This window comes from Williamsia phyllosphaerae, assembly GCF_014635305.1.
Classification (GTDB): Bacteria; Actinomycetota; Actinomycetes; order Mycobacteriales; family Mycobacteriaceae; genus Williamsia_A; species Williamsia_A phyllosphaerae.
The window spans coordinates 405,551-429,262 of the sequence record NZ_BMCS01000003.1 but is presented as its reverse complement, the minus strand read 5'-3'; the positions used below and the strand labels follow the sequence as shown (position 1 = coordinate 429,262).

Below are 23,712 nucleotides of genomic sequence, written 5' to 3'. Positions count from 1 at the left end.
TCATGGCCTGACAGCACCCTGGTCCACCTCGTCGCGACGCGCGCACCAGGGGGTGCGCCTGGCCGGGTCGGGGCGAGTCCACCCTACCGGGTGGGTGCGATGGCTCCGGGCAGGCGACGCCGTGGGCGATCAGCGTCGGGCGGTGGCCCTGCGGACGATGGAGCGCAGCCTCCCGAGACGGGCCGAGATCTCGCGCTCGTGGCCGTGGTCGGTCGGTTCGTAGTAGTCGGTGCCGACCAGTTCGTCGGGCGGGTACTGCTGGGTGACGACACCGTCGGGGTCGTCGTGCGGATACCGGTATCCCTGGGCGTTGCCGAGGGCGGCCGCGCCCGGGTAGTGCCCGTCACGCAGATGGGGCGGGACGGCTCCGGCCTTGCCCGCGGCCACGTCGGCCATGGCCGCACCGATCGCCGCGACGACCGCACCGGACTTGGGTGCGCTGGCGAGGTGGATGGTGGCCTGCGTGAGGGCCAGTCTGGCCTCGGGCATCCCGACGAGAGCCACCACCTGAGCCGCCGCGACCGCGACACCGATCGCCGTCGGGTCGGCCATGCCGACGTCCTCGCTGGCGTGGATCATCAGTCGACGCGCGATGAACCGGGGGTCCTCCCCCGCGGTGATCATCCGGGCGAGGTAGTGCACCGCGGCGTCCACGTCCGACCCGCGGATGGATTTGATGAACGCACTGATGACGTCGTAGTGCTGGTCCCCGTCGCGGTCGTAGCGGACCGCCGCGCGGTTGACCGCCGACTCGACGTCGGTCAACCCGATCGTCGGCACCGATGTCGTCGGGTCGCCGTCGCGACCCAGTGCGGCTCCGGCGGCCACCTCGAGCGCTGTCAGGCCGCGACGTGCGTCGCCGCCGGACAACGCGACGATGTGGTCGAGGGCCTCGTCGGCGATCTCGACCGACCCTGCGAGTCCACGGTCGTCGACCACCGCTCGGGTGAGCACCTCGCGGATGTCGTCGTCGGACAGCGGCTGCAACTGCAGCACCAGCGATCGCGACAGCAGCGGCGACACCACCGAGAAGGACGGGTTCTCGGTGGTCGCGGCGACCAGCAGCACGATGCGGTTCTCCACGGCGTCGAGCAACGCGTCCTGCTGCGTCTTGGAGAACCGGTGCACCTCGTCGATGAACAACACGGTCTGCCTGCCGTCGATGAGGGCGCGTCGGGCGACCTCGATGACCGACCGCACCTCCTTGACGCCGGACGACAACGCCGAGAGGGCCTCGAACCGACCCCCGGTGGCGGTCGAGATCAGTGACGCCATCGTCGTCTTGCCGGTGCCGGGTGGGCCGTAGAGCATCACCGACGCCGCTCCGGAGCCCTCGATGAGTCGGCGCAGCGGTGAACCGGCGGCCAGCAGGTGTTGCTGGCCGACGATCTCGTCGAGGCTGCGCGGTCGCATGCGGACCGCCAGCGGCCCGGAGGTGGCCGACCGTGTCTGCGTCTGGGTGAACGACCCCGACGTCGGGGGTGGGGCCGGCGGATCGAACAGCCCGTCCCCGCCGGGCGCGAAGGTCACCGCAGCCAGGCCGCGTCCAGCGCCGATGCGGCGGCGACGCCGAAGTCCGCGATGTCGGTCAGTCCGGCGCGGGTGGCCGCGGCGGCGAGGTCGGTCCACCGCCCGACAACGATCGTGGGATCGGTGGTGTGCAGCGCCAGGCCGTGTGACTGCGGGTCGACCTCGAGATCGACCGGCAACATCCACACGGTGCTCATCCACACCCACAGCGCACGGGCGGTCAGGACCTTGCGGTGGAGTTCACCGTCGTGCCCGAGGGCGGGCCAGATGGCCTGGATCTCCGAGCGCCACCCGTCGACCAGCGCGGTCTCGAGGTCGGTGCGGCGGTCGGTCCAGCGCGGGGCGAGGTCGGGGGTGAAGGTGACGATCGCGTAGGCGATGTCGAGGGAGGCGTCGCGGAAACCACCCCACTCGTAGTCCATGAACTGCACGCCATCGTCATTGATGAGGATGTTGGGCGGACCGACGTCGGACGGGCTGAAGGCGCGGTGATCACCCTCGGCGAACAACGCCTCGCCGCGACGCAGCAGAGCGAGGAACTCGTCGTGTACGGGCAGACCGAGGTACCGGGTCATCACCTCGGGGGCGAGGTCGACGGCCATGCGCGCCTGCGCGGGGAGCACCTCGACCGAGCCGCCCCCGGGACCGCGACGCAGCAGGGCGTCGAAATCGCCCTCCCCGCCGACGGTGGCTGCGTGCATCCGGCCCAGGGCCTGTCCCCACGCGCTGATCGCGTGGCTCGGGTCGGCCCACTCGGGACTGCCGAGCAGATCACTCATCGAGCGACCGTGACCGAGGTCGCTCAGGACGATGAGTCGGGCGGTGTTGTCGAAGGCGATGAGCTGCGGACCGGGCCGGGAGTGCATCGGCAGCGCGTTCGCGTACTTGTAGGACGCCAGCTCGCGGGCGAACGCGTCGGCCGGCTCGTCGGTGGGGACCACCTTGATGACCAGACTCCGGTCCAACGACAGCGGGTTCTGGGCAACCCGTGCCCGCACGACGTCGGTGCGGCCGCTGCCACCCAACTCCACCGGGTCGGCCAGGGTCACCCGGGCGCCCGCACGAGAGGACAGAACCTGCTCGGCGGCCCGGACCGCACCCGACATGCGGTTCTCGGCGATGACAGTCATTACGTGTAAACCTACCCAACGCCACCCACAGGTGGCACGTGTCACGCCCGGTCCGATCGCGATGCGAGTCGTGCGCGGGCGACGTCCCGGAGGACATTCATGCAGGTCGCGCGGCCGGCACGCTGTTACGCCGGTCGGGGCGATCCCTACGATGAACTGCGGCGACTCACGAGCCCGGTGCGGACTCGTTCGACGTGATCGGCACTTCTTGCGACACGGTCGGCAGTTCCTGCGGCGCCACGTCGACGGAGACGGTGATCTTGCTCGTGGTCGATTCGGTGTAGATGACTCCACGTAGCGGCGGTACATCATCATAGTCACGTCCCCAGGCCAGTGTGACGTGCCTCTCGTCCACCAGCTTGTCGTTGGTGGGGTCGAACGGCAGCCACCGATTGCCCGGGAGCCACACCGCGGCCCATGCGTGCGACGCATCGGCGCCGATCACGCGCTCGCGACCGGGCGGAGGCTCGGTCGCGAGGTACCCCGACACGTACCGCGCCGCGAGACCCTGGGACCGGAGGCACGCGATCGCGACACGCGCGAAATCCTGGCAGACGCCCTCGCGCCGCGACATGACCGTGTCGACCCTGGTGCTGATCGCGGTCGACCCGGATCGGTAGGTGAAATCGGTGTGGATGCGCGTCGTCAGCTCGACGATCACGTCGAGCAGCGCGACACCGGGTCGGAAAACGGTTGCGGCGTACTCACGGACCGCCTCGGTGATCTCCGGTGGGTAGAGATCGAGCACGTACTCGACCTCGCGGGCGTCGGCCGGTCGCGACGGGCGGGCAGCCTCCCACGGCGCGGTCGCCGCAGCGCAGGTGAGGAGACCGGGGTCGAGAGGATCGACGTCGACCAACGACGTCCCGGTCACCTCGAGACGGTGATGCGGCGTCCGGACATGGAAGTAGGTGTCGGTGTTGCCGAAGATGTCGGTGCCGGTGGACCGGTCGGCCGGTTCCGGGTCGACGACGATCGCGGCTTCGGAGACACGTTGCCCCGGTAGGTCTCTCGGCGTGAGGAAGCATCGACCGAACGACGCGCTCACGACGTCGTCGTAGTCGTAGGTGGTGCGATGGGTGACGCGGTAGCGACGCGTGGTGGCCACGTCGGTCGCGGTGCCGCCGGTCATCGGCTGCCACCGCCCCACAGCGGTTGTATGTCGCGCGGTGGCGCGAAACGGGTCCGCCCCAACACATCCGAGACCTCGCGCGCACCGGTCGCCAGGGTGGTCATCAACTCGGCGAGCTCGTCGCGGCGGTCGGTGTCGCCGACGGTGGTCAGGTCGGTCGGATCGACGCGGCGCAGCTCGGCGATCATCTCCTCGACGACGCGTTCGGCGGCGGCGGAACGGATCTCGTCGGGCATGGCCGACAGATCCGAGCGCAGACGCGCCAGCTGGTAGATCATCGACCGCGGGTTGGTCTCGTCGAACATGGCCAGCATGATCACCGGGCGCAGTCGATGTAGTCCGCGGTTGCGGCGGCGGTAGATGACCGCGGACTCGTTCGCCACCAGGTAGGCCTCGATGAGCCCCTGTTCGACGTCGAGTTCGTGGCGATCGACGAGGACCGAACGGGTCAGGTCGGCGAGCATGACCGCCCGCTCGATCCGACGGCCGACGTCCATGAACAGCCAGGCCGGGTCGTGCACCATCGATTCGGCCTGCAGGCCGGCCAGCGCGAGCAGTCCGCGCAGGATCGACTCGTGCGCCCGGGCGAGTTCGTCGACGTCGACGGTGTCGACGGCCGCGTTCGCCCCGGCCCGCGGACCGGTGTCCGGGGCGGACTCGGCGACGGTGTGGGCGAGGTCGGCGAAGGCGCGCTCGATGGTGCCCAACACCATCCAGGTGCTCGTCGACATCTGGTCGCGCACCGCGCGGGCCGAGGCGACCAGTCGATCGACCGAGTGGGCCACGGTCCCGGGCACCGACCGCGACATCGTCAGCCGACCGATGGCCGCGAGCGCCACCGCGGCGCCGTTGTCGGCGGTCGCGGCGTCGGGCAGTACGCCCACGTGGTCGGTCGTGGCCGTGGTCGCGGCGATGCCGGCGAGGAACAGCGGTAGCGAGCCGGTTCCCGACATCCACAGTCGGTCGCGGTCCTGGTAGCGCTCGCGGGCGACCTTCACCATCCGGACGGTCAGTTCGGCGCGCTCACCGTGGCGACCGAGCCAGAACAGGTCGGCCAACACGCGCGGCGACGCGGCCGACCGATCGGACGCGCTGAGCGTGGGTGAGACGAACGACGAGACCGACTCCGCCACGCGGGTGGTGTCGCCGACCGCCTCGGTGTTCGCCACCCAGACGTCCTTCGCGGCGATCGCACCCATCGCCGCCCCCTCGGCGCCGGTGGCGAGGACCTGCCCCATGCCGCCGGGCATCACGGCGTAGGCCGCTCCCTGGGCGACGGCGAACGTACGGATACCGACCGGCGCCGCACGCAACCGGGCCGCCGCACCCGCGTGGGCGGGCGTCATCGACGGGGCGAGGGAGAACTGTCCCGGACGCCGACCCACCCACTGCCACGGGTCGGTCTCGACACGTCGACGCAGCGTCTCGAGGTCAGCCCGCGAGAGCGTGGCCCCGATGAACTGTTCGCCGGTCCGGAAGTTGTCGAGAACCAGTCCGGCGAGGTCGGCGACGATCTTGGTGCGCTCGGAGTCCGCACCGCCCCAGTAGGTCTCGACCGTCGGTAGCGCCAACTCCTCGTCGATCAGTGCGGGCGCGAGCCGCGCCGCGACGGTGTGCAGCGCCGGGTTCTCGATGACACCGCTACCGAGGGTGTTGACGACGGTGACCGCGCCCCGCGCGACGGCCTCCACCAGACCGGCCACCCCGAGCCGGGAGTCCGAACGCAGGTCGAGCGGGTCGCAGAACGCCGCATCGACCCGCCGCAGGATGACGTCGACCCGTTTGAAACTACCCAGGGAGCGCATGTACACCGCGCCGTCGCGGACGAGCAGGTCGGCGGATTCGACGAGCGGGAAGCCGAGGACCGACGCGAGGTAGGCCTGGTCGAACGCGGTCTCCGACAGGTTGCCCGGACTCAGGACCACCACCGTCGGGTCGTCGGCGCCGGGGGGTGCGTAGTCGAACAGGGCCAGTCGCAGGGTGCCCGCGAACGTCGTCATCGGGCGCGGACCGACCGCACCGAAGAGCGCGGACGCCGCACGCGAGGTCAGGCGTCGGTCGGCGATGGCGTATCCGATGCCCGACGGCGCCTGGGTGGAGTCACCCCACAGGGCGAAGTGACCGTCGGCGGTGCGGCCGATGTCGGCGGCGTGACAGAAGAGGGCGTGCGGTCCGGCGATGCCCATCCCGCCCGCCTTGCGCACGTATCCGGGATGGCCGTAGACCATCTCGGGCGGGACCAGGCCCTCGGTGATCGTGCGGCGCTCCCCGTAGAGGTCGACGAGCAGGGCGTCGAGGAGCAGACACCGTTGTGCGATGCCGGCCTCCACCGCCGCCCAGGCGTCGCCGTCGACCACCAGCGGGACACTGTCGAGCTCCCACAGGCGCGTGGTGTCGGCGACCTCCGCGTCACCGCTCGCGACGCGGTCACCGGTCAGGTTGTAGGTGATGCCCTCGTCGGCGATCATCGTCCGCAGGCGCATGGCCGTGCGGGCCATCCCGACCGTCCCGGCGCGGGCGTACCCGGCCACCAGGTCGGCCCACTGGGGACGGATGGCACCGTCGGCGTCGATCATCTCGTCGTAGCGCGGCGAGGCCGCCTGCGGACCGTCGATGTCGAACAGCGCGAAGCGATCCGACCGATACCGGTCCACCACCGCGGACGGCGTCTCCGCAGGTGTGGGGGTGGGCGACGTCACCGAAGAACCGTACGTGCCCGCCGTAGGTCGAGGATCGTCGGCACCCCGAGGTCTGTCGCCAGCCGGGCCTGCATCTCCCGCAGTCCCGCGACGTCGACGACGCCGGGGGTGTGACCGATGGCCTCGAACCGGCCGTTGCGTCGCGATTCGGCCTCGACGGCGTTGACCGGGGGCCGCTCGTAGGCGCGGCCGCCGGGATGCACGACGTGGTAGGTCGCCCCGCCGACCGATCGGCCGTTGGCGGTGTCGACCATGTCGAACACCAGCGGGGAGTCGATACCGATCGACGGGTGCAGGGCGCTCGGGGGCTGCCAGGCCCGGAACCGGATGCCCGCGACCCGTTCCCCGGGGCGGCCGGTCGGCGTCAGGGGTAGCGGATACCCGTTGCAGGTCAACAGGTATCGATCGTCGTCGCTGCCCTGCACCCGTACCTGTACGCGCTCGATCGATGAGTCGACGTAGCGGGCGGTACCGCCGGCGGTGGACTCCTCCCCCAGCACGTTCCACGGCTCGATGGCGCCGCGCAGTTCGATCTCCTGGTCCCGGATGGCCACGGTGCCCAGACGCGGGAACCGGAACTCGGTGAACGGGTCGAGCCAGGCGGTGTCGAAGTCATATCCGGCCTCGCGCAGATCCTCGGCCACCTCGGCGATGTCGTTGATGACGTGGTGCGGCAGCAGGTGTTTGCCGTGGAGATCCGCGCCGTGACGCAGCAGCCGTCCGCGGAAGGGCTTGTCCCAGAACCACGACACCAGACTGCGCACGAGCAGCGACTGCACCATCGCCATCCGGTGGTGCGGCGGCATCTCGAACGCCCGGAGTTCGAGGATGCCGAGCCGCCCGCGGGCCGCCCCCGGGCTGTAGAGCTTGTCGATGCAGAACTCGGCGCGGTGGGTGTTCCCGGTGATGTCGGTGAGCAAGTGGCGCAGTGCACGGTCGATCATCCACGGGCCGGCCTCGGCCCCCTCGGCCGAGAGTCGGTCGATCTCGGCGAACGCGATCTCGAGTTCGTAGAGGGCGCTCTCGCGTCCTTCGTCGGCGCGGGGGGCCTGCGAGGTCGTCCCGATGAAGCGCCCGGAGAACAGGTACGACAGGGACGGGTGTCGCTGCCAGTAGCTCAGCATCGACACGAGCAGGTCGGGTCGGCGCAGCATTGGTGACTCCGACGGCGTGATGCCGCCGAGGGTGATGTGATTGCCGCCGCCGGTACCGCCGTGGCTGCCGTCGAGGTCGAACGACTCGGTGCCCAGACGTGCGACGCGGGCCTCGTGGTAGAGCGTCTCGAGCAGATCGGACTGCTCGGCGAACGAGGCCGTCGGCTGGATGTTGACCTCGATGACGCCGGGGTCGGGTGTCACCGTGAGCGACTGCAGGCGCGAATCCGCGGGCGGCCCATAGCCTTCGACGATGACCGCCGTGCCCACGGCGGCCGCGGCCGCCTCGGTGGTCTCGACGAGTTCGACGTAGTCCTCGAGTCGCTCGGTCGGCGGCAGGAACACGTGCAGGATGTCGGCGCGCACCTCGGCGACCACGGCGGTGCGTGGAACCGGGCCGTCGAACAGTTCGGTGGCCTCCCCCTCGGTGTCCGGCTCCCGGGTGTCGGTCGCGTCATCGGGGCCGGGGACGGCGGCCAGTGGGGCGCGCAACGGCCGGGTGGAGGCGGTGGGGTCGGTCTCGTGGACCACCGGAGCGGGCCCCCAGGACAGCGAGTCCAGTGGCAGCCGGAGCCCCGCTGGAGACGTGCCCGCGGTCAGGACGAGACGCCCACGGCGGGTGAACCATCCGACGCTGCGCCACGCGGTGTCGTCGTCGGTGCGGCTGACCGGCAGCACGTGCGCGGTCGCGTCGGTGACCGGTTCGTCGAGTCGCGCCAGCAACGCCTTGCGCGCCGCCACCGTGTCCTGTTCGGGTGTCAGGTCCGGGCCGCGACCGCGTCGGCCCGCGGTGGGATCGTCCTCGTCGTCGACGTCCGGGGTGGATTCGGCGGTCGGCTCCCCCGGCGGTGAGCGCAACAGTTCGGCCAACCGGAGCACCGGGTCCTCGTAGGCCGGGGTGACGGTCGTGGACGGCAGACCCAGTGCGCCGGCGAACGCGGTGAGGAACGCGGCGCTGCGGGCCGCGGAGTCGGCGGTCGCCACCGCCGACGGGGTGTCCATGGACGCAGCGGCGCTCGCGTCGTCGGCCCAGGGATCGGCCAACAGTTCCGGACGCTGCCACAGGGCTTCGCCGTCGACGCGCCACAACAGACCGATCTGCCAGCGCGGCAACGGTTCCCCGGGGTACCACTTGCCCTGGCTGCGCTGCACCAGACCCGACGGCGCGTAGATGGTGCGCAGACGTTCGGCGAGCGTCGAGGCCAGTCGGCGTTTGTGGCCGCCGTCGGCGGTGGTCGACCACTCCGGCGCGGTCTGGTTGTCGATCGAGACGAACGTGGGTTCACCACCCATGGTCAGTCGGACGTCACGCTCGGCCATCCGACGATCCACCAGGGCACCGAGATCGACGACCTCCGACCACTGGCTGTCGGTGTAGGGCAACGTCACTCGCGGGTCCTCGTGGAAACGGGTGACGGTGTTGGAGAAGTCCATGGTCGCGTGACACGGACCGGTCGCGCCGGTGATCGGCGCCGCGCCACCCGGCTGTGGAGTCGCGGCCAGCGGGATGTGTCCTTCCCCGGCGAACAGGCCCGAGGTGGGATCCATGCCGACCCAGCCGGCGCCGGGGAGGAACACCTCGGTCCAGGCGTGGAGGTCGGTGAAGTCCGCCGACGGTCCCGACGGACCGTCGAGCGAGGCGACGTCGGAGGTCAGTTGCACCAGGTACCCCGAGACGAACCGGGCGGCGAGCCCGAGCCTGCGCAGGATGGCGACGAGCAACCACGCCGAGTCACGACACGAGCCGATCGCACTCGACAGCGTGTACTCGGGCGACTGGACACCGGCCTCGAGACGGACGGTGTAGCCGACGTCGTCCCGGACCGCCTGGTTCAGTGCCACCAGGGTGTCGATGATGCGGGCGCCGTGGGCGGGACGATGGCGCTCGACCCAGTCGGCGACGAGCGAGCTGTCGTCCTCCTCGCCGGACGAGTGCCGGCCGCCGCCCTCACCCCCGATCGGTCGCAGGTAGGCCTCGAGGTCGGTGCGCATCTGCTCGGGGTAGGCGAAACCGTAGTTCTCGGCCCAGTCCTCGATGAAGAAGTCGAACGGGTTGATCGAGGTGAGGTCGGCGACGAGGCCGACGGTGATCGACAGCGACGTCGTCGGTTCCGGGAACACAAGGCGTGCCTGGTAGTTGCTGAACGCGTCCTGCTGCCAGTTGACGAAGTGGCCCGACGGCTCGACGGTGAGCGTGTACGCCTCGATCGGGGTCCGCGAGTGCGGGGCCGGCCGGAGCCGGACGACGTGTGGGTACACCTTGACCGGGCGGTCGAAGGAATAGCTGGTCCGGTGTTCCAGTGCCACCTTGATGGTCAACGCCACGTACCCCTGTTCATCGCCTGACACGCCACGATCGGACGCCCACCGATCCCATCACAGATGGGCGGGGGTCGCCGCGCGCCGACGGGCGAGCAGCCGGTGCACGGCGAGGACACCGACGCCGGACACCACGATGCCGACCATGTTCACCGCGAGCTGCGCCGTCGACTCCGCCGCCACCTGCCACTGGCCCAGGGTCGCGGCCACCACCGCGTATCCGGCCGCGGGCACGGTCGTCACCGAGATGAACACACCGACCAGCGCCGCCGACTTGGCCGACACCAGCGACAGCATGCCCGCGGCCCCGGCCAGGACCGCGACCACGAGGGAGAACGGGCCCACCTGATAGATGAAATCCACCTGGTCGGCCGCGGTGACGTCGGTGATGTCGACGGTCCCGGTGGCCTCTCCGAGGACGGCGGCGACACCGGTGACCACCATTGCCGTCGGGAACCCGATGATCAACGCGTACACCGACCTGCGCGCGAGGTCGAACCGACGCCGCACCAGTCCGACCGCGATCCCCGCGAGCGGCCCGAACTCGGGGCCGACCACCATCGCGCCGACCACGGTGACCGGGGAGTCGGTGATCACGCCGACCGCGGCGAGCAGACACGCCAGGACCAGGAATGTGACGAACGTGATGCTCAGCGTCGCGTCCTCACGTGTTCGACGTGTGAGTTCCTCCCAGACGATGGAGTCGTCGGGGTCGCCGGGCGCATCCTTCTCGGCTCGCACCGCGGCGTCGGAGATGACCGTGTCGAGCGGCTCCATGGTGATGGCACCGTCGTGGACGAGACCGAGGGCGAGGAGGCCGGCGAGAACGTCGTTGACCGCCTCACGGGTGATGTCGGCCTCCACGAGATCACCGGCGGGTTCGAGTGCGGCGCCGGGATGCACGATGAGGTGGGTGACACCGACCGCCTCACGGAGCAGGTCGACCACCGCGGTCCCCCGCTCGGTGGGTGCGACGATCCGGAGGTGCAACACCTGGGCGGTCAGGCCTCCGGAGTCGAGCCGGCGACGGCCTCCGGTGTCGGCGACCGGTCTGCGGGACCCGTTTTGGCCACTGCGTCGATACCGGACTCCTTGCGCTGCGCCGGGGTGATGGGAGCGGGCGCGTCGGTCAGCGGGTCGACGCCGCCGCCGGACTTGGGGAACGCGATGACCTCTCGGATCGAACCCTCACCCGCGAGCAGGGCGGTGATGCGGTCCCAGCCGAAGGCGATGCCGCCGTGCGGCGGTGCACCGAAGGCGAACGCGTCGAGCAGGAAGCCGAACTTCTCCTGCGCCTCGGCGTTGTCGATGCCCATGATCGCGAACACCCGCTCCTGCACGTCGCGACGGTGGATACGGATGCTGCCGCCGCCGATCTCGTTGCCGTTGCAGACGATGTCGTAGGCGAAGGCCAGCGCCGACCCGGGATCGGACTCCAGCGTGTCGAGGGACTCCGGCTTGGGTGCGGTGAATGCGTGGTGCACCGCGGTCCAGGCGCCCGACCCGACGGCGATGTCGCCACCCGCGGTCGCATCGGCCACCGGCTCGAACAGCGGGGCGTCGACGACCCAGGTGAAGGCCCAGGCGTTCTCGTCGATGAGGCCCAGTCGCGCGGCGATCTCGCCGCGTGCGGCGCCGAGCAGCGCGCGCTGTGCCTTGACCGGGCCCGCGGCGAAGAACACACAGTCACCGGGAGCGGCGCCGACGTGGGCGACGAGTCCGTCGCGTTCGGCGTCGGACAGGTTCTTGGCCACCGGGCCGCCGAGGGAACCGTCCTCCTGCACCAGGACGTAGGCGAGACCGCGGGCGCCGCGCTGCTTGGCCCATTCCTGCCAGGCGTCGAGCTGGCGTCGGGGCTGGCTCGCCCCGCCGGGCATGACGACGGCGCCGACGTAGTCGGCCTGGAACACGCGGAACGGGGTGTCGGCGAAGAACTCGGTGCACTCGACGAGTTCGAGGTCGAAGCGCAGGTCGGGTTTGTCGCTGCCGTAACGACGCATCGCCTCGGCGTAGGTGATCCGCGGTAGCGGCGTGGGCACCTGGTAGCCGACGAGGTCCCACAGGGCCACGAGGATCTGCTCGGCGAGGGCGATGATGTCGTCCTGGTCGACGAAGCTCATCTCCACGTCGAGCTGGGTGAACTCGGGCTGTCGATCGGCGCGGAAGTCCTCGTCGCGGTAGCAGCGGGCGATCTGGTAGTACCGCTCGAGCCCACCGACCATCAGCAGCTGCTTGAACAGCTGCGGACTCTGCGGCAGCGCGTAGAACGACCCGGGTCGGAGGCGGGCGGGGACGAGGAAGTCACGGGCACCCTCGGGGGTCGACCGGGTCAGCGTCGGGGTCTCGACCTCGACGAAGTCGTGGCCGGCGAGCACCGACCGTGCGGCCGCGTTCGCCTTCGAGCGCAGGCGCAGGGCCTTGCCCGGGCCCTCACGTCGCAGGTCGAGGTAGCGGTAGCGCAGGCGCGCCTCCTCGCCCGGCTTCTCGTCGAGCTGGAAGGGCAGGGGCGCGGACTCGTTGAGCACCACCAGGTCCCCGGCGTTCAGCTCGACCGAACCCGACTCCAGGTTCGGGTTCTCGCTGCCCTCGGGACGTGCCTCGATCGTGCCGGTCACCTGCACGCAGTACTCGGCGCGCAGTCGGTGGGCCGCCTGCGCGACCTGCTCGTCGCGGAAGACCACCTGCAGCAGACCCGAGCTGTCGCGCAGGTCGATGAAGATCACCCCGCCGTGATCACGGCGACGCGCCACCCAGCCGACGACGGTGACGGTGTCACCGGCGTTGTCGGCTCGCAGTGATCCGGCGAAATGGGTGCGCAGCACGAGAGTCCTTCCGATGGCGTCGCCGTGGCGATCGCCGATGTGAATGCTTGGGTCTTGGGTACGGGACGAGGGTCATCCTACGTAGCATGAGGAACCCATCACGAATGCGTTGTCGTCGAACAGGAGAGTCATGACGTTCCAGGGCAACGGGCCGTTGGACACCAGCGGTGTCTCCGGGGGCGGCGGAGGCGGCCGCGGGCGGATGGCGCTCGGCGGTGGCGCCGGTCTCGTGGTCGCGATCGTGGCGATCCTGTTCGGGGTCAACCCCGGCGACATCCTCGGCGGCGACGGCGGCACGTCGGGGTCGAACGCCGGTGCGCCCAACAGCGCGATCCAGTCGCAGATCGACAGCTGCACCATCGCGAAGGCCAACACCGACACCGTCTGTCGCATCGTCGCCACGACGAACAGCCTCGACAAGGTGTGGCCCACCCTGATGCCGGACTACACCAAACCGAAGACCGTCATCTTCGCCGACGCGATCGACACCGGCGGGTGCGGCTCGGCGACATCATCGGTCGGGCCGTTCTACTGCCCGGGCGACCAGACGGCCTACTTCGACCCGACCTTCTTCACGACGCTGGCCGATCAGCTCGGCGGCAGCGACGCACCGCTGGCGCAGGAGTACGTGGTGGCCCACGAGTTCGGCCACCACGTGCAGAACCTGATGGGCACGATGGACAAGGCGCAGAAGCTCGGATCGCGCGGCGCGACATCGGGATCGGTGCGCCTCGAGCTGCAGGCCGACTGCTACGCCGGCGTCTGGGCCGAGCACGCCGACAAGGGACCGGACGCGATGCTCGAACCGCTGACCCAACAGCAGATCGGCGACGTGATCACCACCGCGAAGGCCATCGGTGACGACACCCTGTCGGGCAAGAACGATTCCGAGGGGTGGACGCACGGGTCGGCGGCGCAGCGCACGAGGTGGTTCACCACCGGCTACCGGTCCGGCGACCCCGCGAGTTGCGACACCTTTTCCACCAATCGCCTTTGACCCTCCCGCTGTTGGACCATCGTCTCGCCGGGTTGGGCCGTCGTTGCTCCGGGTTGGGCCATTGTTTCGCTGTGTTGGACGCCGCAGCCCAGTACACGACAACAAGAGCCCAACACGCGGGAACGAGGGCCCAGCATGCGAACGCCAGGGCCCACCGCGCGACGGCGATCGGCGATGCATCCGGCATGACCATCTGATTGCATGGATCCATGACCGGTCCTGACCCCGCGCGTACCCCCACCGCCATCGACGCGATCGCCGACGACTTCCTCACCCGGGCGTGTGTCGCCGATCCGGTGTTCTCGACGCTGACCGGGGTGAGCGGCAACGACCACGCGCTGACCGACTACTCCCCCGGCGCCATCGACGACCGCGCCGCTCTGACCCGGGACACCCTGCGCGCGTTGGCCTCCGCCACCCCTACCGACGACGTCGACCGCGTCACCGTGGCGACGATGACCGACCAGCTCGGTCGCGGACTCGCCGTGGACGAGGCCGGTCTCCGGACCGGCGAGGTCAACGTGATCGAGTCCCCGCTGCAGGCGATCCGGGATGTGTTCGATCTCATGCCCACCGACACCGACGAGGATCGTTCGACGATGCTCGCCCGGGTCCGTGCCGTCCCCGAGAGCGTGGACTCGATCATCGAGGGCCTGCGGCACCGGATCACCGCCGGGCCGGCACCCGCGCGCCGCCAGGTCGAGCTGGTGGCCGCCCAGGCAGCGGACGCAGCGGACGCGCTGCTGAGCAACATCGACCGCGCCCTCGACACCGACTCGACGTATTCGAGTGACTTCGCCGCCGGCCACAGCCGTGCGGGCGCCGCATTCGACCGACTGCGCGCCGTGCTCACCGACGAGGTGCTGCCGTCGGCGACCGAGGCCGACGGGGTGGGACGCGACCGCTACCGACTGCACTCGGCGGAGTTCGTCGGTACCGACATCGACCCGGACGAGGCCTATTCGTGGGGCCTCGACCACCTCGAGTCGATCGTGGCTGAGCAGACGACCCTGGCCGAACAGATCGCGCCGGGAGCGGGCGTGGCCGGTGCGCTGGCCGCTCTCGACGCCGACCCCCGCTACCAGATGACCGACCGGGACGCCTTCGTCGCCTGGATGCAGGAGCTGTCCGACCGGGCGACGACCGGACTCGCAGGCACCCACTTCGACATCCCCGCCGCCCTGACCAGCATCGAGTGCCGGCTCGCACCCTCGGCGACCGGGACCATCTACTACACGATGCCCAGCGAGGACCTGAGCCGTCCCGGCCGCATGTGGTGGTCGGTGCCGCCGGAGCAGACGGTCTTCCACACCTGGCAGGAGACCACCACGGTCTTCCACGAGGGCGTGCCCGGACATCACCTGCAGCTCGGGCAGGCGATGACCAGTCCGGAACTGAACCGGTGGCGCAAACTCGCGTCGTTCACCTCCGGTCACGGCGAGGGCTGGGCGCTCTACGCCGAGCGGCTGATGTCCGAACTCGGTTGGCTCGACGACATCGGTGACCGGATGGGAATGCTGGACTCACAACGACTCCGGGCCGCGCGCGTCGTCGTCGACATCGGCGTGCACTGCGGTCTGCGCGCCCCCGACTCCGTCGGTGGCGGGACCTGGGATGCGGACAAGGCCTGGACGTTCCTGTGTGACGCGGTCGCGATGGACCGGTCGGTGCTGCGCTTCGAGCTCAACCGCTACCTCGGATGGCCCGGGCAGGCGCCGTCGTACGCGCTCGGACAACGGGTCTGGGAGCAGGCGCGCGCGGAGTTCCTGCGTACCCACCCGGGCAACGACCTCAAGGACTTCCACTCCCGGGCGCTGCGCCTGGGCGGCGTCAGCCTCGACGTGTTGCGCGGGGAGCTGATCTCGAGGACGTGAGCGCTACCCGTGCAGGGCGGCCGCGACGTCGGCGACGACCGCGTCGAGCGCGACCGTGCGTTGCGACCCGTCGGCCAGATCTTTGACCTCGATCTGACCGGCATCGAGCTCGCGGTCACCGAGGACCAGGGCGAACCGAGCCCCGGACCGGTCGGCGCCCTTCATGGCGCCCTTGAGTCCCCTACCGCCGTAGGCGAGGTCGGTGCTGACACCCTGCGCGCGCAGTTCGCCGGCGAGGACCACCAGACGGTCGAGGGCCGCGGCACCCATCGGCACCCCGTAGACCTGGCAGCGGGCCGCCCCGAGATCGGCGACCTCCTCGGCCTCGAGCGCGAGGACGGTGCGGTCGACGCCTAGTCCGAAACCGATGCCGGACAGTTCCTGTTTGCCGCCGAGCTGACTCATCAGCCCGTCGTAGCGACCACCGCCACCGATGCCGGACTGGGCACCGAGTCCGTCGTGGACGAACTCGAACGTGGTCTTGGTGTAATAGTCGAGCCCACGGACCAGGCGCGGGTTGACCTCGTAGGCGACGCCCAGTCGGTCGAGGTGTCCGCGGACGGACTCGAAGTTCTCGCGGACCGAGTCCGACAGGAAGTCGATCATCAGCGGCGCGTCGGCGGTGGCGGCCTTGATCTCCGGTCGTTTGTCGTCGAGGACGCGCAGCGGGTTGATCTCGGCGCGTCGCCGGGTCTCGTCGTCGAGGTCGAGACCGAACAGGAACGCCTGCAGAGCCTCCCGGTAGGCCGGGCGGCAGGTGTCGTCGCCCAGGGTGGTGATCTCCAGGCGGTAGCCGGTCAGTCCGCACCGACGGAATCCCTCGTCGGCGATGGCGATGACCTCCGCGTCGAGTGCGGGGTCGTCGACACCGATGGCCTCGACACCGACCTGCTGGAGCTGCCGGTAACGACCGGTCTGCGGCTTCTCGTACCGGAAGAACGGGCCCGCGTAGCTCAGCTTCACCGGCAGCGCGCCGCGATCGAGTCCGTGCTGCAAGACCGCGCGCATGACGCCTGCGGTCCCCTCGGGCCGCAGGGTGACCGAGCGGTCACCGCGGTCGGCGAAGGTGTACATCTCCTTCGAGACGACGTCGGTCGACTCCCCGACCCCACGCGCGAACAGCGCGGTGTCCTCGAAGATCGGCAGCTCGATGTGCGCGTAACCGGCCAGTCGCGCCGCACGTGTCAGTTCGTCTCGGACGGCGACGAATCGCGACGACGACGGCGGGATGTAGTCGGGAATCCCTCGGGGCGCCTGGAATTGCGCAGTCACAGTCCGTGACGTCCTTTCGTGGGTGAGGAGGCCGCGGCGTCGGAGACCCCGGGGAGTCCGACGAGGAACGGGTTCGTGGCCCGCTCCTGTCCGACCGTCGTCTGCGGACCGTGGCCGGGCAGCACCTGGGTGTCGTCGGTACGTCGCAGCAGCGTGGTGGCGATGCTGGTCAGGAGTTGTTCGTGGTCGCCACCGGGCAGGTCGGTCCGTCCGATCGAGCCGGCGAACAACACGTCGCCGGAGAAGCACACCGGCAGTGTCGCGTCCTCGGTGGCGACGTCGATGGTCAGCAGGACCGATCCGCGTGAGTGTCCGGGAGCCGCGGTCACGTCGAAGCCGATGCCGCCGAGTTCGACGTCCTCGCCGTCGACGAAGTCGACGACCTTCTCCGGTTCGCGGAACACCATGCCGCCGATGACCGATCCCAGGGCGGGCCCGATCCCGGAGGCGGGATCGGCGAGCATCGGGCGGTCCTCGGGATGGATGTAGACCGGGATCGAGTACTCGTCACACAGATCCGCGGCGTCCCAGGTGTGATCGAGATGACCGTGGGTCAGCAGAACCGCAACCGGCGTCAGCGAGTGCTCGGCGAGGATCGACCGCACCTGGGCGGCCGAATCCTGTCCGGGATCGATGATGACGGCTTCGGAGCCCGGCTGCTCGGCGACCACGTAGCAGTTGGTCGCGAACATGCCGGCGGCGAAACCGGTGATCAGCATCGAGCGCTCCTTCGGGTTGGTCGGGGTACATCATCGCAAACATTCGTGGCGGTGCCGTCCGGGGCGACCCGCCGGTGCCCACTGAGGATGTTCACAGGGTGTCCTGGCACACTTTCACCGGCAGTGGTGCCACCGGCGCCTCATCTACGAGTTCGACGATCGGAATGCGCGATGCGTTCCGCATCTGTCGATGGAGGGATCGCGGCTTGCCCAGCAACGAGCAACCCAGCAACGACCAGCCCACGAACGAGCAGCGGCGCCAGGACGCGAAACGCAAGCTCGAACAGCGTCTGGAGACGCAACAGGCCGCCGCGCGCAAGCGCAAGATCATCATCGTGTCGTCGTCGGTGATCGTGGTGTTGGTCGTCGCCGCGGCGGTGACCACCCTGGTGGTCAACAAGGTGCTCGACGACCGCGAGAAGGCCCGCTACACCGCCTGCGCGTACACGCCGACCCCCGCGGACGCGAACCCGTTCGCCCAGGCGCCGCAGGTCCCGCCGAACCTTCCCCCCGCCCAGCAGGTGCTGGCCAAGGAGTTCGTCGACAACTTCACCGCGGGCAAGTCCAAGCAGCGCACCGCGGAGATCCCCGCCGACCGTGAACTGAAGAAGGGCGAACTCACCGCCGAGTTCACCACCAGCCAGGGCCCGATCACCATGACCCTCGACCGGTCCTCGGCCCCCTGCAACGTGGCCGCGGTGGCCACGCTGATCAGGCAGAAGTACTACGACAACACCACGTGTCACCGCATGACCGAGGGCGGAACGGGCAAGATCGCGGTCCTGCAGTGCGGTGATCCCACCGGGACCGGTGCGGGCGCTCCGGGATGGAGCAGCCCCGACGAGTTCCCCACCGACCTCAAGGTGATCCCGCAGAGTCAGCAGCTCGCCGCGATGGGACTGCCCAACTCGGCGATCTATCCGCGGGGGACGGTCGCCATCGCCAACAGCTACCAGCCCGGACAGGGTGGGCAGGCCAGCGGCACGAACACCGGTTCGGCGCAGATGTTCCTGGTGATCAACGACAGTGAGCTCCCGCCGAACTACAGCGTCGTGGGCAAGGTCGACGAGAACAGCCTCAAAGTGCTCGACACCGTCTACAAGGGCGGTATCGACCCCGGCGTCCGTCCGAGCCAGGACCCGAACACCGGCGCCGTGACCTACGCACCCACCCCGGGTGACGGGGCGCCGAAACTGCCCGTCGAGATCAAGACGGCCACCGTCAGCTGACGCCGATCGGCCCGGCCGCACCGATCCGGTGCGGTCGGGCCGGTGGCCGGTCTCTCCCGAATTTCCCCGGGTCCGGTCAGGACGCCGACGTGACCCGATAGACGTCGTAGACGCCCTCGACGTTGCGCACCACGTTCAGTACGTGACCGAGATGCTTGGGGTCGCCCATCTCGAAGGTGAACTTGCTGATGGCCACCCGGTCCCGGCTCGTCGTCACCGACGCCGAGAGGATGTTCACCCGTTCGTCGGCCAGCACCCGCGTCACATCCGAGAGCAGCCGGGAACGGTCGAGGGCCTCGACCTGGATGGCCACGAGGAACACCGACGACGGCGACGGGGCCCACTTGACCTCGATGATGCGTTCGGACTGTTCCTGTAGCGCATCGGCATTGGTGCAGTCGGTGCGGTGCACGCTGATGCCGCCGCCGCGGGTGACGAACCCGAGGATCTCGTCCCCGGGCACCGGTGTGCAGCACTTCGCCAACTTGGCCAGCACCCCGTCGGCCCCCGGGATCACGACACCGGCGTCACCGGTCTGACGGGGACGGGTCGGCATCGTCGACGGCGTCGACCGTTCGGCCAGTTCCTCTTCGGCGTCCTCCAGTCCGCCCAGTGCGGCGACCAACCGGCCCACGACGTGGCGGGCGGAGACGTGTCCCTCACCGATCGCGGTGTAGAGCGCGGACACGTCGGCGTAACGCAGCTCGGTGGCGATGGAACCCATGGATTCGGCACTCATCAAGCGCTGCAACGGTAGTCCGCCTCGGCGGACCTCCTTGGTGATCGCGTCCTTGCCGTTCTCCAGCGCCTCCTCGCGACGCTCCTTGGCGAACCACTGACGGATCTTGGTCTTGGCCCGCGGTGACACCACGAACGTCGCCCAGTCGCGTGACGGCCCGGCGTTGGGGGCCTTGGAGGTGAACACCTCGACCACCTCGCCGTTCTCCAACGTGCGTTCGAGGGCGACCAGTCGACCGTTGACCCGGGCACCGATGCACCGGTGTCCGACCTCGGTGTGCACGGCGTAGGCGAAGTCCACGGGCGTGGAACCCGCAGGCAGCGTGATGACGTCGCCCTTGGGGGTGAACGCGAAGATCTCCTTGACCGCGAGGTCGTAGCGCAGCGACTCGAGGAACTCCCCCGGGTCGGCGGCCTCCCGCTGCCAGTCGAGCAGCTGTCGCATCCAGGCCATGTCGTCGATCTCGTTGGCGTCGTCGGTCTTGCCGCCGTTGCGACCCCGCGTCTCCTTGTATCGCCAGTGCGCGGCGATCCCGAACTCGGCGGTGCGGTGCATGTCACGGGTGCGGATCTGCACCTCGAGCGGCTTGCCCTCGGGTCCGATGACGGTGGTGTGGAGTGACTGGTAGACGCCGAAACGCGGCTGGGCGATGTAGTCCTTGAACCGGCCGGCCATGGGCTGCCACAGCGAGTGCACGACGCCGACCGCGGCGTAGCAGTCGCGGATCTGCTCACACAGGATCCGCATGCCGACCAGATCGTGGATGTCGTCGAACTCGCGGCCCTTGACGATCATCTTCTGATAGATCGACCAGTAGTGCTTGGGACGACCCTCGACGGTGGCGTCGATCCGGGACCCGTCGAGCGCCTTGGTGATCTCGGTGCGCACCTTGGCGAGATAGGTGTCGCGCGACGGCGCCCGATCGGCCACCAGGCGCACGATCTCCTCGTAGCGCTTGGGGTGCAGGATCGCGAACGACAGGTCCTCGAGCTCCCACTTGACCGTGGCCATACCCAACCGATGGGCCAGCGGCGCAATCACTTCCAGTGTCTCGCGGGCCTTGCGGGCCTGCTTCTCCGGCGGCAGGAAGCGCATCGTCCGCATGTTGTGCAGCCGGTCGGCGACCTTGATCACCAGCACACGGGGATCGCGGGCCATCGCGATGATCATCTTGCGGATGGTCTCGGCCTCGGCCGCGTTGCCCAACGCGACCTTGTCGAGCTTGGTGACACCGTCGACGAGATGGGCCACCTCGTCGCCGAAGTCGGCGGCCAGGGCGTCGAGGCTGTATCCGGTGTCCTCGACGGTGTCGTGCAGCAGGGCCGCGGTCAGCGTCGTGGTGTCCATGCCGAGATCGGCGAGGATCGACGCGACGGCCAGCGGGTGGGTGATGTAGGGGTCACCGGACTTGCGGAACTGACCCTCGTGGTACTGGTCGGCGACGTCGTAGGCGCGCTGGAGCACCACCACGTCGGCCTTGGGGTAGAGGTCGCGGTGCAGGGCGACGAGCGGCTCGAGAACCGGCCGGATCGGGTTGCGGGTGGCGGTCATCCGCCGGGCCAGGCGGGCCCGTACCCGGCGCGAGGTCGAGGACGACGACGCGACCGTCGATCGCAGGCCGGACGACTCGGCGGTCCCGTTCTCGCCGGACGCCTCGGTCGGCGACGACTCGTTCGATTCGCGGACCGTCGGGGGCTCGGTCATGCGCACCTCCTCGCCACGGGGTCGTGAACTGCTCGTCGGTCGGGCCGGACCGGACTGTCGGACTTCCTCGCGATCGTAGTCCTCACCCAGCCGCGAGACTGGTCAGGACGAGGTCGCGGTGCGCGGACTCGACCGCGTCGCGCCCCGGCAGTCCGTCGATCTCCATGACCACCACGGCGGTGGGCACCACCGCACCCGCCGCCTCCAGCAACCCGATGGCTGCGTTGAGTGTTCCGCCGGTGGCGAGCACGTCGTCGACGACCAGCACCCGCCGGCCGTGCAGATCGACTCCGTCCGCGGGCACCTCGAGGCTGGCGGTGCCGTATTCGAGGTCGTAGTCGGCGCTGCGCACCGGCGGCGGCAGTTTGCCGGCCTTGCGGATGGCCAGCACCCCGACGCCGAGTTGCAGGGCGATCGCGCCGCCGAGCAGGAACCCGCGCGCGTCGATGCCCGCGACGAGGTCGATGTCACCGCCGGCCTGGGCGAGCGCAGTCGTCACCGCGGACAGGCCCTCGGCGTCGGCGAGGACCGGGGTGAGGTCCTTGAACGCGATGCCCGGACTCGGGAAGTCCGGGACGAGGCGGGTGTGTCGGGCGATGGCCGCCCGGGCCCGGTCGGCGGCGTCGGTGATCTGGGTGTCGGTCATCAGGCCTCCGGTGATGCGGTGGGTGGGGGAATCGGTCGGGTGTCGGGGTACGGGCGCATCAGTTGCGGCTCCACCGGTCCATGTTCCAGCCGGTACCGCTGCGCGCGACGCCCGGCACCACGGCCGTCATCGCGGCGCTGCCACCCCGGGTGCGCGGGGTGGCGAACAGCGGGAGCGCGGGCAGCTTGGTCCACAGGGCGTTCTCGACCGACCGAACGAGGTTGAGCCGCAGCTCCTCGTCGTCGCTGACCGCGAGGCGGCTGATCGCCGCCGACACCTGTGGATCGACGAACCGGTCGATGTCGGCGGGGTCGCCGGCGACGAAGGCGTAGCTGTCGCGCGTCGGGTCCAGGGCACCCGACGCCGCGGTCGACGATCCGGTGGTCAGGATGAGCGCATCGGTGCCCCGGTCGAACGTGGGTCGGGCCTGCGGGACCGCCTGCACCCGCACTCCTGCCGCCGAACACGACTCGGCGATGGCGGCGATCATCGCGCCGCGGCGGGCGTCGGGTTCGACGAAGCCGATGCGCACCGTGATCTCCCGGCCGAGGGCACCGCGGGCCCGGGGGATGTCGACGCGGGCGAAGTCGGAACCGTACTGCGTGTTGAGTTCCGCGGCCGCGACATCGCCCGGTCCGATCAGATGCAGGTTCCACGGGTCCGCGCCGTACCCGAAGTCGGCGGCGAGCCGGTCGCGGGGCACGCAGGCCGCCACGGCCCGCCGGGTGGCCGGATCCGCGAACACCCCGGTGGTCGCGAACACGAGTTGGTCGACCGCGGGTCCCGGATCCTGTTGCGTGGGTGGGCGACCCACGGTCGGTTGCGCCGTCGGCCCGGACGCGCCCTCGGTGGTCTCGTAGGTACCGGTGGCCACGTCGACGACCTCGGCGTCGTCGTCGGTCAACACCGACGCTCCGGCCGAACCACGCGGCCAGACCGTGATGGAATCCTCCTGGGGCGCCTCGCCCCACCACCGCGGGTTCGCCTCGAGACGCACCGCTCCGTCGCTGTTCACCGACGTCAACCGATAGGGCCCCACCGAGGGGAACACTTTCTCGTCGACCGAGCCCGCCTTGAGGTCCCATCCGGTGTTCCAGAATCGGGCGATCGCACCGAGCGGGCCACTCGACCGGGCGCGGATGGGCGCGATGACCGAGCCGACCCCGGCCGCACGGGCGGCGACGTGCGCGGGCATCAACGTGCCCATGCCGAACAGGGCGGCCCAGTCGCGATAGGGGCGATCCGCGGCGAAGGTCACCGTCGCCGAGCGCTGCCCGTCGGCGCAGTCCACGGTGTCGATGTCGCGATAGCCGGCGGTCGTGGCCGGCGCGAACCCGGGGAACCGCCCGCTGTTCGCCGCCCACGTCAGCACGAGGTCGTCGCAGTCGAGCGCCGAGCCGTCGGAGAAGGTCGCGGCGGGGTTGAACTCGTAGCGCACCACGAGTCGGTCGGTGTCGCCCGGCACCACGGTGGCTGTGCCGACGTCGGTATCGGGTACGACGCGCCCGTCCGGGCCGAGATAGCTGAACCCGCCGAGGGTCCGGGTGAACGCCATCAGGGCGCCGCCGGACGAGCCCGCCACGGTCGCGGGGTTGTAGGTGCTCAGGGTGGCGTCGGTGACGTAGTCGATCCCGTCGGGTTCCTTCGCCCCCGAGCACGCGGTCAGGGTGGCGATCAGGCCCGCGATGACGAGGATCGCGACGACGACGGGACGTCGTGCGAGTCGGATCGGGGTCACCATGCCCA

Annotated in this window: 15 protein-coding genes; 3 read left to right on the top strand and 12 right to left on the bottom strand. The window is 70.0% G+C overall.

What is annotated here, in order from left to right; translation table 11 throughout:
* Positions 1-129: 129 nt before the first annotated feature.
* The 7 genes from IEV93_RS20550 to aspS all read right to left on the bottom strand — a co-directional run bounded on the left by IEV93_RS20550 (position 130) and on the right by aspS (position 12,786).
* On the bottom strand, positions 130-1,530 hold the full coding sequence (locus IEV93_RS20550; protein WP_229705366.1) for a replication-associated recombination protein A: 1,401 nt from the start codon (positions 1,528-1,530) through the stop codon (positions 130-132).
* Positions 1,527-2,660 (bottom strand): phosphotransferase, encoded by a 1,134-nt coding sequence (locus IEV93_RS20545; protein ID WP_188492489.1) that lies wholly within the window; start codon positions 2,658-2,660, stop codon positions 1,527-1,529. Before IEV93_RS20545 ends, IEV93_RS20550 begins: the two co-directional genes overlap by 4 nt.
* Positions 2,661-2,826: 166 nt before the next feature.
* Complete coding sequence (locus IEV93_RS20540) at positions 2,827-3,792, bottom strand: transglutaminase family protein (RefSeq protein WP_188492487.1); 966 nt, start codon at positions 3,790-3,792, stop codon at positions 2,827-2,829.
* A complete protein-coding gene (locus tag IEV93_RS20535) occupies positions 3,789-6,491 on the bottom strand; it encodes a circularly permuted type 2 ATP-grasp protein (protein WP_229705365.1) in 2,703 nt (900 codons plus the stop codon). Before IEV93_RS20535 ends, IEV93_RS20540 begins: the two co-directional genes overlap by 4 nt.
* Complete coding sequence (locus IEV93_RS20530; protein WP_188493266.1) at positions 6,488-9,964, bottom strand: transglutaminase family protein; 3,477 nt, start codon at positions 9,962-9,964, stop codon at positions 6,488-6,490. The genes IEV93_RS20535 and IEV93_RS20530 overlap by 4 nt, the downstream gene beginning before the upstream one ends.
* Before the next feature lie 57 nt (positions 9,965-10,021).
* Entirely contained in the window at positions 10,022-10,957 is a 936-nt protein-coding gene (locus IEV93_RS20525; protein ID WP_188492485.1) for a DUF389 domain-containing protein, read from the bottom strand.
* An 8-nt stretch (positions 10,958-10,965) separates the two neighbouring features.
* The gene (gene aspS, locus IEV93_RS20520) at positions 10,966-12,786 is read right to left on the bottom strand and encodes an aspartate--tRNA ligase (RefSeq protein WP_188492482.1); all 1,821 of its coding nucleotides are present in this window, start codon (positions 12,784-12,786) and stop codon (positions 10,966-10,968) included.
* Between the two features lie 130 nt (positions 12,787-12,916).
* Here aspS and ypfJ point away from each other — a divergent pair, with 130 nt between their 5' ends.
* Together ypfJ and IEV93_RS20510 are read left to right on the top strand one after the other, a co-directional pair.
* Positions 12,917-13,783: a KPN_02809 family neutral zinc metallopeptidase gene (ypfJ, locus tag IEV93_RS20515; RefSeq protein WP_188492481.1), complete on the top strand. Its 867-nt coding sequence runs from the start codon at positions 12,917-12,919 to the stop codon at positions 13,781-13,783.
* A 209-nt stretch (positions 13,784-13,992) separates the two neighbouring features.
* A complete protein-coding gene (locus IEV93_RS20510) occupies positions 13,993-15,657 on the top strand; it encodes a DUF885 domain-containing protein (RefSeq protein WP_188492478.1) in 1,665 nt (554 codons plus the stop codon).
* A 3-nt stretch (positions 15,658-15,660) separates the two neighbouring features.
* Here the strand turns inward: IEV93_RS20510 and hisS are convergent, their stop codons facing one another.
* Together hisS and IEV93_RS20500 are read right to left on the bottom strand one after the other, a co-directional pair.
* A complete protein-coding gene (gene hisS, locus IEV93_RS20505) occupies positions 15,661-16,929 on the bottom strand; it encodes a histidine--tRNA ligase (protein ID WP_188492476.1) in 1,269 nt (422 codons plus the stop codon).
* Positions 16,926-17,648: an MBL fold metallo-hydrolase gene (locus tag IEV93_RS20500; protein ID WP_188492473.1), complete on the bottom strand. Its 723-nt coding sequence runs from the start codon at positions 17,646-17,648 to the stop codon at positions 16,926-16,928. Before IEV93_RS20500 ends, hisS begins: the two co-directional genes overlap by 4 nt.
* A gap of 206 nt (positions 17,649-17,854) precedes the next feature.
* Here IEV93_RS20500 and IEV93_RS20495 point away from each other — a divergent pair, with 206 nt between their 5' ends.
* Positions 17,855-18,877, top strand: a complete 1,023-nt coding sequence (locus tag IEV93_RS20495; protein ID WP_229705364.1) for a peptidylprolyl isomerase — start codon at positions 17,855-17,857, stop codon at positions 18,875-18,877.
* Between the two features lie 76 nt (positions 18,878-18,953).
* Here the strand turns inward: IEV93_RS20495 and IEV93_RS20490 are convergent, their stop codons facing one another.
* The 3 genes from IEV93_RS20490 to IEV93_RS20480 all read right to left on the bottom strand — a co-directional run bounded on the left by IEV93_RS20490 (position 18,954) and on the right by IEV93_RS20480 (position 23,707).
* Positions 18,954-21,320, bottom strand: a complete 2,367-nt coding sequence (locus IEV93_RS20490; protein ID WP_188492471.1) for a RelA/SpoT family protein — start codon at positions 21,318-21,320, stop codon at positions 18,954-18,956.
* An 82-nt stretch (positions 21,321-21,402) separates the two neighbouring features.
* Complete coding sequence (locus IEV93_RS20485) at positions 21,403-21,966, bottom strand: adenine phosphoribosyltransferase (RefSeq protein ID WP_188492469.1); 564 nt, start codon at positions 21,964-21,966, stop codon at positions 21,403-21,405.
* A gap of 58 nt (positions 21,967-22,024) precedes the next feature.
* A complete protein-coding gene (locus IEV93_RS20480; protein WP_188492467.1) occupies positions 22,025-23,707 on the bottom strand; it encodes an ABC transporter substrate-binding protein in 1,683 nt (560 codons plus the stop codon).
* Positions 23,708-23,712: the final 5 nt, after the last annotated feature.